We start from the raw sequence: 13,323 nt of genomic DNA on the forward strand, positions 1-13,323 counted from the left end.
CGTATTCGGATTCAAGGCAGAAGGCGGAATCATGGTTACAGAAATCCTACTGGGCGTGGTGATGTTCACCGTGATTGTCCTGTCGCTGGTCGCGATCATCCTTGGTGCGCGCGCGCGACTGGTCAGTTCCGGTGACATCGAAATCGAGGTCAATGGCGACCCTGAGCACAGCTTTCAGGCACAGGCCGGTGGCAAGCTGCTGGGTAAACTGGCGGAACAGGGCATCTTCCTGTCCTCCGCCTGTGGCGGCGGCGGCAGTTGCGGCCAGTGCGTGTGCAAGGTTCATGAAGGCGGTGGCGCCGTGCTGCCGACGGAAAAGAACCATTTCACGCCGCGGGAGCAGCGTGAGGGATGGCGCCTGTCGTGTCAGGTGCCTGTCAAACAGGATATGAAGGTTGAGGTTCCGGAGGAGTTCTTCGGCGTGCGTAAGTGGGAGTGCACGGTGCGCTCCAACCATAACGTGGCAACCTTTATCAAAGAGACCATCCTGGATCTGCCTGAAGGCGAAAACGTTGAGTTCCGTGCGGGTGGTTACGTGCAGTTTGAAGCACCGCCACACGAAGTCCACTTCAAGGACTTTGACGTTGAGGAAGAGTACCACGAGGACTGGGACAAGCATGGGCTCTGGGACATCAAGTCGGTTGTGAAAGAGGACATTGTCCGGGCCTACTCGATGGCGAACTATCCGGAGGAGAAGGGCGAGCTGCGCTTTAATATCCGGATTGCGACGCCGCCGCCCGGCACCAATCATCCGCCGGGGCAGATGTCGTCCTATGTGTTCGCCCTGAAGCCGGGCGACAAGATGACGGTGATGGGGCCCTTTGGCGAATTCTTTGCCAAGGATACGAATGCGGAAATGTGCTTTATTGGTGGCGGTGCCGGCATGGCTCCGATGCGGGCGCACATTTTTGACCAGCTGAAGCGCCTCAACACCAACCGGAAGATTACTTTCTGGTATGGCGCGCGAAGCAGGCGCGAGATGTTCTATGTGGATGACTTCAACCAGCTCGAACAGGAGTACGATAACTTCTCATGGCATGTCGCGCTGTCTGATCCGCTTCCTGAGGATGAGTGGGAAGGGGATGTCGGGTTCATTCATAACGTCCTGTACGAGAATTATCTCAAGGATCATGAGGCGCCCGAGGACATTGAGTATTACATGTGTGGCCCCCCTATCATGAACGCGGTGACCATCAAGATGCTCAAGGATATGGGCGTTGAGGATGAGAACATCGCACTGGACGATTTCGGGGGCTGACCCCGCAAACACCCGGCTTCGGCCGGGTGTTTTTGGTTGCAGTCTTGGTCTGGCCGGCGTCACCATGGCGGCGGGTGGAAGCGTCTTTGGAGGTGATTATGTTGGGTACATTGGCTTTGGCGATCGTGCTGGTAATGGTATTGATTGCCGGCATGTCGGTAGGCGTGATGTTTGGGCGCAAGCCGATCAGTGGTTCCTGTGGCGGCGTTGGCAATCAGTTGGGGGGCGGTTCCGGGTGTTCGGTTTGCGGCCGTGAATCGGGAGACTGTTCCGACGATGATGAAGAGCCGGATGCCGGTGAAGTGCAGAAAATGACCTACGAGGCAGGTAGTGACTGGCGGGCCTAACCCAGCACTGATGACGAATACAGGCGGATACAGGAGTGATTGAGCGGATGTCGGATCAGCATTTTGATGTTGTGGTGATTGGTGCTGGACCCGCTGGGGAAGGGTCAGCTATGAACGCAGCGAAGAACGGTCGTCGGGTTGCGATTGTGGATGATAAGCAGACCGTAGGTGGCAACTGCACGCATTGGGCGACCATTCCATCCAAGGCGCTGCGTTATTCGGTTAAGCAGATCATCAATTTCAACACCAATCCGATGTTCCGTGATATCGGCGAGCCGCGCTGGTTTTCATTCCCGAGGGTGTTGCAGAATGCCGAGCGGGTGCGCAACAAACAGGTAAAACTGCGCACCTCGTTCTACGCCCGTAACCGGGTTCAGCGATTCCACAGTAAAGCCCGTTTCCTGGACCAGAACCAGCTGGAACTGGATGACGAGGAGAACAGTGGTCAGCGCATTTCGGCGGATACGTTTGTCATAGCCACCGGTTCCTCGCCCTATCTGCCACCCGACGTGGACTTCAACCACGAGCGGATCTATAACAGTGATTCCATTCTGACCCTGTCGCACACGCCGCGCACGATTACCATCTACGGCGCTGGCGTAATCGGCTGTGAATACGCTTCTATCTTCTGTGGCCTGGGTGTGAAGGTTGACCTCATCAATCCCGGGAGCCGCCTGCTGTCTTTCCTCGATGATGAGATTTCTGACGCCCTCAGCTACCACTTGCGTAACAATGGCGTTCTGGTCCGTCACAACGAAAAGTATGAATCGGTTGAAGGGGATGATCACGGTGTGGTCCTGAACCTGGAGTCCGGGAAGAAGGTCCGCTCGGATGCCTTCCTGTGGTGCAACGGGCGCAGCGGTAATACGGCCTCGCTTGGATTGGAAAATGTGGGGCTTGAGACCAATTACCGGGGCCAGCTTGCCGTGGATGATCATTACCGGACACAGGTCCCGAACATCTACGCCGTGGGCGACGTGATTGGCTGGCCCGGGCTGGCCAGTGCCGCCTATGACCAGGGGCGCTCTGCCTCCTCCGATATCATGGCGGACAAGTATTTCCGTTATGTGGACGATGTGCCCACCGGCATCTACACCATCCCCGAGATCAGTTCGGTCGGCAAGACGGAGCGCGAGCTCACGGAGGCCAAGGTTCCCTATGACGTGGGGCAGGCCTTCTTCAAGGATCTGGCACGGGCGCAGATTTCAGGGGACCCGGTGGGGATGCTCAAGATCCTGTTCCATCGTGAGACAAAGGAGCTTCTGGGCATTCACTGTTTCGGGGACCAAGCCGCGGAAATCGTCCATATCGGGCAGGCCATCATGAACCAGCCTGGTGATGCCAATACGCTTGATTACTTCATCAACACCACTTTCAATTACCCCACGATGGCGGAAGCCTATCGGGTGGCGGCACTGAACGGTCTCAACCGGATTTTCTGAAAGGCCCATTCATCCGGTCGTGGAAGACGACGCCTCTGGTGAGGGAGCAGGGTCTGTGGCGGTTTTCTGTCCGCGCAGTCCCTCGCTCCAGTGAGCGAGCCGGCGCCTGTTCTCGAAGTAGATCAGGGCACTGGTCGGGTAATCGGTGATGACGGATGCCACGCCCATTTTTTCCAGTTCCAGCATGTCGTGGATCCGGTTGACCGTCCAGGTGGCGACCTGGATGCCCTTGGCGTGGGCTTCATTCACCATTCTGGTGTTGCAGATGTGGTAGTTGCAGCACAGGTAGTCGCAGTCCAGGCCTTCAGCCTGGCGCACGGGCGAGGGGAAGCGCCGTTCCGCCACATAGCCAAGGCTGACCCGCCGGTCGAGTCGTCGCGCCGAGCGCAGGAAGCCGGTATTGCTCGAGGTGAGGGTGATGCGACCGTAGAGGTTGTCGCGCTGTATCCATTCGATAAGGCGATTGCACAGGCGGTTCAGCCGGTCCCGTTCGTCGGATTTGACTTCCAGTTGAAGGTGTTCGTAGTCAGGGCATGCCTGAATCACGTCATGCAGGCTTGGTACGCCCGTGGCGTGGTGCCAGCGGGCTGTGTTCTGGCGGGCGTCGAGAGTGCTCATCTCCTGGGCGGACACCGAGCTGACGCTCCGGTCGCTGCCGGTGGTTCGCAGCAGGGAGCGGTCATGGATCACCACCGGGATACCGTCCTGGGACAGGAGAATGTCCATTTCAAAGCGACGGATGCCGTGGCGGTAGGCATGGCGGAATCCGGCCAGTGTGTTTTCGGGGGCTTCCCCCTTGGCGCCACGGTGGCCGTAGATCAGCATGGACGCGGATGGCTCCTTTACCGGTTGTCGTTGTACAGGGCGCGCCGTTTGCGGTACGTGTCGTGACACAGTTCGATGTCCTTCAGGAAGCGGGGCAGGTCACCGGGTAACAGTGCCTGGGGACCGTCCACCAGCGCTTTTTCGGGGTTCGGGTGGACATCCGCCAGGACCATATTGGCGCCGGCGATGACACCCTGGGCTGCCGCATGGACAATGTCGGAAATGCCATCCGGCGCCTGGTCCCGAATGCCGACCGAATGCGAGGGGTCAACGCATACTGGCATGCGCGTGAGGCGCTTGACCACCGGGATGTGGGCAAAGTCCACCAGGTTCCGGTGAGGGTTGCCAGCCTCGGTCTTCATTCCGCGCAGGCAGAAGACAACGTTGGCGTTGCCCTCGGTGGCGAGGTACTCGGCTGCGTTCAGGGATTCATTCAGGGTGATGCCGAAGCCCCGTTTCAGCAATACGGGAAAGTCGGTCTGGCGGCCCAGCGCCTTGAGCAGCTCGAAGTTCTGGGTATTCCGGGTCCCAACCTGGAGCATGACGCCTGTCGGGTGACCGGTCTGCTCCAGCGCCTGCCTGATTTCATGGACATGGTTTTCGTGGGTCACCTCCATCGCAATCACCCGGATGTCATAACGTCCTGCCAGCTCGAAGACCCAGGGCAGGCAGTCCGCTCCATGGCCCTGGAAGGAGTAGGGGTTGGTTCTGGGCTTGTAGGCGCCCATCCGGGTGCATTGCTGGCCGTTGTCCTTGAGGGCTCTCAGTGTCTCCTCAACATGGGTGGGGGTGTCCACGGCGCACAGACCGGCAAAAACATTGATATTGTCCTGGTCAAAGTTGATGCCGTTGTACTCAAACCCTGTCTGGCGCTCGGCATCACGATGGCGACCGAGAATCCGGAAGTCATCGGATATGCGGATGACGCGTTCGACGGCGGGCAGGGCCTCGATGGCTTCGCCATCCAGCGCCTTGGTATCGCCAATCAGGTAGATTTCGGTCAGGGTCTGCTGGTTGCCGAGCACGTCATGGACACGGACCTCGACATTACTGAGCTGGTCGAGGAAGTTCATGGTTTCCCGGTAGGCGTTGCCGTCGCGATCCGTGTCCGGGTGAAGGATCAGTAGCATAGGCCCTCCGTGTCCTGTGTGGCGTTCAGGCGGCCTGGATCCAGGCCGCGAGCGTTTCTTCAAGCTGACGCTGGTCGGTGGCAAAGCGCCGGATGCCGTCCGCGAGTTTCTCGGTGGCCATGGCATCTTCGTTGAGGTGCCACCGGAAACCGGTTTCATCCAGTGATGGATGGGATTCCGGCTGGCGATTGCCACCGGGCGCCAGTCGGCGCGTGAGGGGCCCGGTATCCTGTGAGAGTGATTCCAGCAGCTGCGGGCTGATGGTCAGCCGGTCGCATCCGGCCAGGTGCTCGATCTCGCCCTGGTTGCGGAAGCTGGCTCCCATGACAATGGTCTTGTAATCATGGCCCTTGTAGTAGTCGTAGATCCGCTGAACGGATTGCACACCCGGGTCCTCGCTTGGTGGCACCGACTGGAGACCGGTCTGGGCCAGGTGCCAGTCCAGAATGCGCCCGACGAATGGTGAAATCAGCGTGACGCCGGCATCGGCACAGGCCATCGCCTGCGTGAATGAAAACAATAGCGTGAGGTTGCATGCAATGCCCTCACGTTCCAGTACCCGTGCTGCCTGGATCCCTTCCCAGGTGGCGGCGATCTTGATCATGACCCTGTCGGAGTCCACCCCGAGCTGGTGGTAGAGGCTGTGCAGTTCACGGGCGCGGGCAATGGTGGCATCACGATCGAATGACAGCCGTGCGTCGACTTCGGTTGAGACCATGCCCGGCACGTTTTCCAGGATTTTTTGGCCGGCCAGTACGGCAAGGCAGTCGCCGGCCACTATCGGGTCCGGCGTCGAGGTTCTTTCCCGTTGCTGCGCCCACGCCAAGGCCTCTTCAACAAGATGGCGATAACCGTCCGAGGACACCGCTTTGAGCAGCAGCGAGGGATTGGTGGTGGCATCCCTTGGCTGCCACTGGCGGATGGCATCCAGGTCGCCGGTGTCGGCGACCACAGTTGTCATACGGTGGAGCTGGTCAAGTTTGGAAGTCATCGGCTGATTGCGTCCATTGTGAAACGGGTGGCTTTAAAGCCCTATCCTAACCCGAATCACGATAGCGCGCTGGCGCTGGCGTCACAAGCGCGTCCTGCTGCCGTCAGGCGGCGTCGACTCTTTCCTGGACCAGGGAGAGGGCATCCCTGAGGACCTGGGTGCCGGCGCCCGGGCGGTGGGCGTTTTCGCTAAGGTGGCGGCGGAACTGGCGCCCGCCCGAGCAGCCGTGGAACAGGTTCATGATGTGGCGGGTCATCGCCTGCAACGGGACGCCTTCGTAAAGGCGCTGTTCCAGGTAGGGGATAAAGGCCTCGATGGCCTGGGTACGTGTGGTGCAGGGGGGCGCCACCCCGTGAATCTCCGGATCGACACGGCTCAGAAGCCAGGGTTGCTGGTAGGCCGCGCGCCCCACCATGATCCCGTCCACATGGTTCAGCTGCTCACGCATGGCGTCCATTTGCCAGAAGCCACCATTGATGATGATCTCCAGTGCCGGAAAACGCTGGCGTAGCGCGTGGACCCAGTCGTACTTGAGCGGCGGCACGTCCCGGTTTTCCTTCGGGCTGAGCCCCTGCAGGATGGCAATCCGGGCATGGACAATGAAAGTGTTGCAGCCGGCTTCCGCTACCCGCTCAACAAAATGCACCAGGTCCTCCCATTGCTCATGGCCATCAATCCCGATCCGGTGTTTGACGGTTACGGGCAGGGAGGTGCTCGTCTTCATGGCGGCCACTGCGTGGGCCACCGTGTCTGGTTCCGCCATCAGGCAGGCGCCCATACGGTTGTTCTGGACCCGGTCGCTGGGGCAGCCCACGTTAAGGTTGACTTCGTCATAGCCCCATGACTCGGCCATGGCCGCGCATTCCGCCAATTCGGCGGGGTCCGCGCCTCCGAGCTGGAGTGCCACGGGGTGCTCCAGCGCGTCGTAGTCCAGAAAACGGGCACGGTCACCATGGATAAGGGCACCGGTGGTGATCATTTCCGTATAAAGCAGGGCGTGACGCGTCAGCCCGCGAACGAACCGGCGGTAGTCCCGGGTGGTGTGATCCATCATCGGAGCAATGCTGAAGCGGCGATCTGGTTCCGGGTGCTGCATGCCGGTGCTACTCCTGTTCGGACGATTCGGGGCGACAACGGCTGACGGCGTCGGCAAGGGATTCCAGGAAATCGGTATAGCCGCCCACCTTGATACGGATGTCGCCACCCAGTGGATCCCAGCGGCTGATGGTGGCCGATTGCGGCATATCCAATCCACGCCACCAGTCTCCTCCCATCTGGGTTTCCGCCATGATACAAGGGGAGGGGGCCGCTTCAAGGGCCTTCTGCAGCTTGGCAATATGTTTGGCGCTCGGGCTGCTTTCCGGGTTGCGGGTCATCGTCCCGGCGATGGTGAGCCCGAAATGGTCCGCGTAATAGTGGAACGCATCGTGGTAGGTGAACAGAGCAACGTTGGACAGGCGCGCGAATTGCGCCTCGATACGGGCTTCGGTATCGGCCAGTCGTTGCCGGAACTGCTCGTGGTTACGCTCAATACGCTGTTGATCGACTCTCTCAAGACTGCTGAGTGCTTCCTTGATCGATTGGCCCATTGCGAGCACCTGTTCCGGGTCCAGCCAGACGTGAGGATCCTGGCCGCTGCCGTGATGGTGGCCGTGATCCGCGCCCGCGTTTTTTTCTTCCGGGGCTTCAGCCAGCGCGTATGTCTTGGCGACCAGGGTATGGTCACTCATGGTGCCCTCCAGGAAGGGTTCCAGCCTGGGGCCTAACCAGAAGATGCGGTCCGCCTCCGCCAGGCGACGGCGTTCCGACGGCCGCATGCTGTAATGGTGGGGGCTGACCTTGGATGGGATCAGGGCCTGGACGTCGGCTTCTTCCCCGGCAATCTCTTTCACGATCAGGGCCAGGGGGTGGACGCTTGTGGCGATAAGGGGGCGTTCCGCCCATGCAGGGGCGGCCAGGTTCAGGAGCAAAACCAGCAGCAGGCACCGTTTTATCATAGAGCTGTTATAACATAACAAAGGATGGAGGTTGGCATTCTAGCCAATCATGAAGGGCCCGGCCATAGGGGAGGATACGGAAGGACGACCCATGCCCCTGGAAGCGTTATAATGGACGGCTTGATCCGACTCGATGCCGATCTATTTCAGGAGCCAGGAAACCGACATGACCGTCAGAACCCGAATCGCCCCATCACCGACCGGCGACCCGCATGTGGGCACAGCCTATATCGCGCTCTTCAACCAGTGTTTTGCTCGCCAGCACGGCGGCCAGTTCATCCTGCGCGTTGAGGATACCGACCAGCTTCGCAGCACGGCTGAGTCCGAGCAGGCCATTCTGGATTCCCTGCGCTGGCTGGGGTTGGAGTGGGATGAGGGACCGGATGTTGGCGGCGAGTACGGCCCCTACCGCCAGTCAGAGCGGCGTGACGAGTACCGTGCCTATGCCGAGGCGTTGGTGGAGAAAGGGCATGCGTTCTACTGCTTCCGGACACCGGAGGAGCTGGACGCTATCCGCGAAGCCCGGAAAGAGCGAGGTCTCAATCCCGGCATCAAGGGGGACCTGGAGCTGCCGGAGAAAGAGCTCAACCGCCGGATGGAGGCGGGCGAGCCCTATGTGATCCGGATGAAAGTGCCGGATGAGGGGGTGTGTGAGATTGATGACATGCTCAGGGGAACAGTGACTATCGACTGGTCCCAGATTGACTGTCAGGTCCTGCTCAAGTCCGATGGCATGCCCACCTATCACCTGGCGAACGTTGTGGACGATTACCGCATGGGGATTACGCACGTGATCCGGGGCGAGGAGTGGATCAACTCAGCGCCGAAACACATGCTGCTGTACCAGTACTTCGGCTGGGAGATGCCGCAGCTGTGCCATATGCCGCTTCTGCGCAATGAGGATGGCACCAAGCTCAGCAAGCGCAAGAACCCCACGAGCATCAGCCTTTACGAGCGGCTCGGGTTCATGCCGGAAGCCGTGCTGAACTTTCTCGGGCGCATGGGGTGGTCCATGCCGGACGAGCGGGAGCGGTTCACGCTGGAGGAGATGCAGGCGGCGTTTGATATCCATCGAGTCTCCCTTGGTGGGCCTGTTTTTGATCAGGCCAAGCTGCGTTGGCTCAACGGTCTCTGGATCCGGGAGACACTGAGTGATGAAGCCTTTATGGATCGGGTTGGTGACTGGTGGTTCAACCGCGAACAGTTGGCGCCTCTGGTGCCCCACCTGAAGTCTCGCATCGAGACCTTTTCGGATATCGCCCCCATGGCAGGCTTCATGTTCTCCGGAATGATGGATGTACAGCCCGGGGATTTCGAGCACCGCAAGCTGGATGAGGAAACTGTGCGCCGGATCCTGCAGTTCGCGTTGTGGCGGCTTGAGGCCGAGCGTCACTGGAGCCGGGACAGGGTGTTTGCGGACCTGAAGTCGCTCGCGGCAGCCATGGAACTGAAAGTGGGGGATTTCATGTTCCCGATTTTTGTGGCCGTGGCGGGTACGCCCCACTCATGGTCAGTCGTGGATTCCATGGCGCTTCTGGGCCCGGATGTGAGTCGTGCACGGCTGCGCCATGCCTTGAATGTGCTGGGTGGTTTCTCGAAGAAACAGATGAAGAAAGTCGAGAAGGAATACGCGGCACTGGAGACAGCGGAATAAAAAATAGAATCAGGGGTTGACCTACCCCTCCGCCATCTCTAATATACGCACTCGTTGGAAGCAGTGGGGCCATAGCTCAGCTGGGAGAGCGCGGCGCTGGCAGCGCCGAGGTCGGGAGTTCGAGCCTCCCTGGCTCCACCACTTTTTTCGTCCCGTTCGTCTAGAGGCCTAGGACACCGCCCTTTCACGGCGGTAACAGGGGTTCGAGTCCCCTACGGGACGCCAGATTCAAAAAAGCCGGCCACTTGGCCGGCTTTTTTTATGCGCAACGCTTGGGCCCAATGCTTAACCTTCCGCGATGGCGCCCTTGTTCACGCCCTCAAAGGCCCTTACTTCAATGCGGTTTGCCGGTTCCAGCTTCTGGGTCTGGTCGCGCAGATGGCACGCGATCCATTCCACAGTGGTGTCTGGTGCCATGATCTCTGTCCGGGCCGCGGGTAGGGCAATCTCGAAATGGCCCTGGTCCGAGTCGTAGCTGAACCGGTGATAGGTCGTATTGTTGTCCTCAAAGGTCTCAACACGGTCCTCGGCGGTCGCGAGGTAGATATCACGCCACCGTTCAGCCCAATAATGTTCCAGGTCAGGGGCTTGCTGGCCATTGCGTAGAATCCGGATGCGCGAGCGGTGGCCGTGGGCAATGCGCTGGCAGTTGCCATCGTGTTTCTTGAGCCCGTGCGCGTAGTGGTACCAGGCCCCGTCGATGGCTTCCAGGCGCAGGTTGATGCGAACTTCCTGAACGTTGGCTGGCAGGATCTTCTGAAGACTGTCTGAAAGCAGCGAGGCGATGGCCTCGCGCTCAATGGTCGTGCCGGGTACGACGGTAATGGCTTGAGCAGGGGCGCGGTGTTCGATCCAGGTGCCATCCTCAAGCTGCCAGCGGAGATGGCCGGGGTATTGGGGATCCAGCCATTGCAGGCCGGGATAATCCGCTGGAATGAGAAGGCGGTGATCCACCTGTTCGTCAATGTGAGCCTTGATGGTGCTTTTAACGCGGCCGAAATCGAAGACCATGCCGGCTTCGTTCAGGTCCCCAGCCAGCTCGATGTCCACGAGCCAGCTTTCCCCCACCAGTCCTCTGAAACGGTCGAGGTAGGCGAAGTCAATGACGGTCAGGTTATCAACGAATAGACGGTTCATAGTGCGGTGCTGCCTGCGGAGTGAAACCCCGCAATGGTAGCAGATCACCGCATGCGCCGGCAGGCGGATCAGCCGATCAGGCCGCCCACCCAGGCGATTCCCAGGCTGAAGATGCCCAGGCTGACGGCCAGCGCCACGGTATAGAGCCGTGCCGCTGTGGTCTTCTGCTCCCGGCGGTAAAGGTCCAGCGTGCGCTGCGCCACTTCCTCGGAGGTTTCGCGTGCGATGTCGTGGGCCTGTTGGACTGCTTCGGATTGCAGGGACTGCCAGAAATCCGCATCCACGGTCTGGGTGGCGGTGAGGTGGTCCTTGAGACTATTAAGGTCGCTTTCAGTCAGCCCCTGTTGGGTCTGCTCCCGGATTTCCCGGCGCAACTCGCTGAGTTCATTACCCAGATTCAGCGTGACTTCCGCTGCTACTTCGTTTTTCAGGGATTCCAGCCGATTCTCAACCAGCTCGCGGAAATCCGCGGACTGCTTTTCGATGGCCTCTTCCCGCCGCCGTTCACTGTCCTCGATGAGACGGCGCACATGGTCATGCTGTTCGTCGAAGAGACTGGAAAGGAGTTCGTGCAACCGGTTGTGGATGTGGGTCTTGACCGCTGAACGGGCGATCTGCTCGATCAGCTCGTTGGTCAGCGGGACAGTGGCCTGACCGTCGCTTCCAGACCCCTGGTCGCTTTCCGCCACTTGAACCTGGGCTTCGGTTTCCAGGCGTTCGGGCTCGTCATCGGCCTCCGCGACGTCCTCGGGGGCCGGTGGTTCGGGCAGCGTCCCCTGCGCAAGGTCCTCGGCAAGGGCTGTAAGGATGCTGTCGAGTCCGTCCGCCTGCGGCGGTTTGGTGAGGATGTTATAGACGCCGTAGCCCTGGGCCTCTCGAATGAAATCATCCGATTTCTTCGAGGTGCACATGACCACCGGGATACTGGCGGTTGCCGGGTTGCGCTTGATGGCCTTGGTCGCTTCGACGCCGTTCATGCCCGGCATCAGGTGATCCATGAAAATGACGTCCGGCTGGCGTTCGCCATTGAGCAGATCCAGTGCCTCTTCCGCGGACCCGGCCATGTTCACATCCACGCTCCGGCTTTCAAGGAGCTTGCTCAGCGCAAAGCGAGCGACCTTGGAGTCGTCCACCAGCAGGGCGGTATTGATGGCCATCTGAGTTCCTCTTGCGTACTGCTTTGTTATTGGGTCGGCTGACATAAGTCACCATGCCTCCATGGATGGACACTGGGTTGCCCGGTAACTGCCTTCACGATAGCACACGCCCGGTTCCGAGGTCCGCGCCGTAAAGACCTCGCCTTCGGGGGTCGTCATGCGTACCTCGCCGTAAGGCTCACCTTCCTTAAAGGTACTTTCGATACGTGCCCCGCTTGGGTGCCGGATTACTCCGTGGCCGTGGAAACGGCCTTTAACGAACTCGCCCTCGTATTGGCGCCCGCTGCTGAAGGTACGGATGCCTTCGCCGTGGAACTGGTTGTTGGCGAATTCACCCCGGTAATAGCTGCCATCAGGGTACGTCAGGCGGCCTTCGCCATGGAGCTCGCCGTCCTTGAAATCGCCGACGTACATCAGCCCCTTGGCTGTCGTGAGTGTGCCGTGGCCATTGAGTTCGCCGTCTTCCCAGTTGCCGGTGAAGGTATCACCATTGCTTGCGGTCAGGGTGCCACGCCCGTGGTACTCACCGTCCCGGAACTGGCCTTCGTAGACATCGCCATTGGGCCGCTGCAGGCTGCCTTCGCCGTGCATGGTGCCGTCCTGCCACTCGCCTTCATAGATCCGTCCGTCCGGGAAATGGGCCGTGCCCTCACCGTGGAACTCGCCGTTGCGGAATTCGCCTTCATAGGTGAGGCCGTCGCTGTCGCGGTAGGAGCCTTCGCCGGTTTTGACGCCATGCTTCCAGGTTCCGTTGCGGTAACGCACGGTGGTGTAGCGTTCAAGGCGAGCCATCAGGGTGGGGGAGTCCCCGGCTTCGAGATGGAGTTGTTCACGCCAGGTGTTGTGCTTGGGCTTGCTGATTTCGACGGTATAGGTGCCGGGCTCCAGCTCCAGGCTCATGGCAGTGGAGCCTTTGGGGTCGCCGTTGATCCGCACCTGGTCGTCATAAACGTTGGAGCGCAGCGTCAGTTTTGCCTTGGACGGTTCCTGCTGTTTCGCAGGCTCGGCAGTAGATGCTGTCCTATCCTGATCCGGCTCCGCTTCCTGAGTGTTCCGATCCGCGGCCCGCGTTGGTTGTTCAGAGCCGCTGTTACCGCTTTGGGGAGCGGTAACGGTCGGAATCACTCGCGGTATGGTTCTGTCACCGGTGCTGGGGGTGTCGTCCTGGGTGCCGTCATTGTGCTCACCACTCTCCGCTTCAGGGGCGGAAACCGTCGGAATGCGTGATCCCACCAGTTCCGGGGAGCGCTGGATAGTGGCGAAGCCGCCCGTCACCAGCAGCATGATTGCGAGGAAATTCGCAAAAAGCAGTGGTTTATAGTCGATCATCGCATGCCACTCCATTCTCGTTCCGACACACCGGGATGAGGCGACAGCCTGGCGTG

12 protein-coding genes and 2 tRNA genes are annotated in these 13,323 nt (G+C 60.0%); 6 read left to right on the top strand and 8 right to left on the bottom strand.

Annotation, left to right across the window (positions count from 1 at the left end; all coding sequences use genetic code 11):
* Positions 1-31 precede the first annotated feature (31 nt).
* The 3 genes from nqrF to sthA all read left to right on the top strand — a co-directional run bounded on the left by nqrF (position 32) and on the right by sthA (position 3,047).
* The gene (gene nqrF / locus AC1RQI_RS06220; RefSeq protein WP_416634319.1) at positions 32-1,258 is read left to right on the top strand and encodes an NADH:ubiquinone reductase (Na(+)-transporting) subunit F; all 1,227 of its coding nucleotides are present in this window, start codon (positions 32-34) and stop codon (positions 1,256-1,258) included.
* A gap of 98 nt (positions 1,259-1,356) precedes the next feature.
* Positions 1,357-1,605: a (Na+)-NQR maturation NqrM gene (nqrM, locus tag AC1RQI_RS06225; RefSeq protein ID WP_481904077.1), complete on the top strand. Its 249-nt coding sequence runs from the start codon at positions 1,357-1,359 to the stop codon at positions 1,603-1,605.
* A gap of 47 nt (positions 1,606-1,652) precedes the next feature.
* Positions 1,653-3,047, top strand: coding sequence for a Si-specific NAD(P)(+) transhydrogenase (sthA, locus tag AC1RQI_RS06230; RefSeq protein WP_416634321.1), 1,395 nt, complete (start codon positions 1,653-1,655; stop codon positions 3,045-3,047).
* 9 nt (positions 3,048-3,056) lie between these two features.
* Here the strand turns inward: sthA and AC1RQI_RS06235 are convergent, their stop codons facing one another.
* The 5 genes from AC1RQI_RS06235 to AC1RQI_RS06255 form a co-directional block, all read right to left on the bottom strand.
* Positions 3,057-3,872 carry a glycerophosphodiester phosphodiesterase gene (locus AC1RQI_RS06235; RefSeq protein WP_481904078.1) on the bottom strand — a complete coding sequence of 272 codons (816 nt, stop codon included), beginning with the start codon at positions 3,870-3,872 and terminating at the stop codon, positions 3,057-3,059.
* Positions 3,873-3,889: 17 nt separating this feature from the next.
* Positions 3,890-5,002: a 3-deoxy-7-phosphoheptulonate synthase gene (locus tag AC1RQI_RS06240; RefSeq protein ID WP_416634323.1), complete on the bottom strand. Its 1,113-nt coding sequence runs from the start codon at positions 5,000-5,002 to the stop codon at positions 3,890-3,892.
* Between the two features lie 25 nt (positions 5,003-5,027).
* Positions 5,028-5,993 (bottom strand): transaldolase, encoded by a 966-nt coding sequence (gene tal / locus AC1RQI_RS06245; RefSeq protein ID WP_481904079.1) that lies wholly within the window; start codon positions 5,991-5,993, stop codon positions 5,028-5,030.
* Between the two features lie 103 nt (positions 5,994-6,096).
* Positions 6,097-7,089, bottom strand: a complete 993-nt coding sequence (dusA, locus tag AC1RQI_RS06250) for a tRNA dihydrouridine(20/20a) synthase DusA (RefSeq protein WP_481904080.1) — start codon at positions 7,087-7,089, stop codon at positions 6,097-6,099.
* 7 nt (positions 7,090-7,096) lie between these two features.
* On the bottom strand, positions 7,097-7,990 hold the full coding sequence (locus AC1RQI_RS06255; protein WP_481904081.1) for a zinc ABC transporter substrate-binding protein: 894 nt from the start codon (positions 7,988-7,990) through the stop codon (positions 7,097-7,099).
* A 166-nt stretch (positions 7,991-8,156) separates the two neighbouring features.
* Here AC1RQI_RS06255 and gltX point away from each other — a divergent pair, with 166 nt between their 5' ends.
* The 3 genes from gltX to AC1RQI_RS06270 all read left to right on the top strand — a co-directional run bounded on the left by gltX (position 8,157) and on the right by AC1RQI_RS06270 (position 9,869).
* Positions 8,157-9,644, top strand: coding sequence for a glutamate--tRNA ligase (gene gltX / locus AC1RQI_RS06260; protein ID WP_481904082.1), 1,488 nt, complete (start codon positions 8,157-8,159; stop codon positions 9,642-9,644).
* Positions 9,645-9,709: 65 nt separating this feature from the next.
* Positions 9,710-9,785 (top strand) — tRNA-Ala (locus AC1RQI_RS06265).
* An 8-nt stretch (positions 9,786-9,793) separates the two neighbouring features.
* A tRNA-Glu gene (locus AC1RQI_RS06270) sits at positions 9,794-9,869 on the top strand.
* A 60-nt stretch (positions 9,870-9,929) separates the two neighbouring features.
* Here AC1RQI_RS06270 and AC1RQI_RS06275 read toward each other — a convergent pair.
* From AC1RQI_RS06275 to AC1RQI_RS06285, 3 genes are all read right to left on the bottom strand, one after another.
* Complete coding sequence (locus tag AC1RQI_RS06275) at positions 9,930-10,781, bottom strand: 6-pyruvoyl trahydropterin synthase family protein (RefSeq protein ID WP_481904083.1); 852 nt, start codon at positions 10,779-10,781, stop codon at positions 9,930-9,932.
* Between the two features lie 68 nt (positions 10,782-10,849).
* Positions 10,850-11,938 (bottom strand): response regulator, encoded by a 1,089-nt coding sequence (locus AC1RQI_RS06280; protein WP_481904084.1) that lies wholly within the window; start codon positions 11,936-11,938, stop codon positions 10,850-10,852.
* A gap of 48 nt (positions 11,939-11,986) precedes the next feature.
* On the bottom strand, positions 11,987-13,267 hold the full coding sequence (locus AC1RQI_RS06285; protein WP_416634330.1) for a PEGA domain-containing protein: 1,281 nt from the start codon (positions 13,265-13,267) through the stop codon (positions 11,987-11,989).
* Positions 13,268-13,323: the final 56 nt, after the last annotated feature.

This window comes from Salicola sp. AFF1 (assembly GCF_056783195.1).

Excerpts from the sequence above, each read along its gene's own strand:
- nqrF (WP_416634319.1), top strand. The coding sequence starts at position 32 with ATGGTTACAGAAATCCTACTGGGCGTGGTGATGTTCACCGTGATTGTC.
- dusA (WP_481904080.1), bottom strand. The coding sequence starts at position 7,089 with ATGCAGCACCCGGAACCAGATCGCCGCTTCAGCATTGCTCCGATGATG.
- AC1RQI_RS06240 (WP_416634323.1), bottom strand. The coding sequence starts at position 5,002 with ATGCTACTGATCCTTCACCCGGACACGGATCGCGACGGCAACGCCTAC.
- nqrM (WP_481904077.1), top strand. The coding sequence starts at position 1,357 with ATGTTGGGTACATTGGCTTTGGCGATCGTGCTGGTAATGGTATTGATT.
- sthA (WP_416634321.1), top strand. The coding sequence starts at position 1,653 with ATGTCGGATCAGCATTTTGATGTTGTGGTGATTGGTGCTGGACCCGCT.
- tal (WP_481904079.1), bottom strand. The coding sequence starts at position 5,993 with ATGACTTCCAAACTTGACCAGCTCCACCGTATGACAACTGTGGTCGCC.
- AC1RQI_RS06280 (WP_481904084.1), bottom strand. The coding sequence starts at position 11,938 with ATGGCCATCAATACCGCCCTGCTGGTGGACGACTCCAAGGTCGCTCGC.
- AC1RQI_RS06275 (WP_481904083.1), bottom strand. The coding sequence starts at position 10,781 with ATGAACCGTCTATTCGTTGATAACCTGACCGTCATTGACTTCGCCTAC.
- AC1RQI_RS06285 (WP_416634330.1), bottom strand. The coding sequence starts at position 13,267 with ATGATCGACTATAAACCACTGCTTTTTGCGAATTTCCTCGCAATCATG.
- AC1RQI_RS06255 (WP_481904081.1), bottom strand. The coding sequence starts at position 7,990 with ATGATAAAACGGTGCCTGCTGCTGGTTTTGCTCCTGAACCTGGCCGCC.
- gltX (WP_481904082.1), top strand. The coding sequence starts at position 8,157 with ATGACCGTCAGAACCCGAATCGCCCCATCACCGACCGGCGACCCGCAT.
- AC1RQI_RS06235 (WP_481904078.1), bottom strand. The coding sequence starts at position 3,872 with ATGCTGATCTACGGCCACCGTGGCGCCAAGGGGGAAGCCCCCGAAAAC.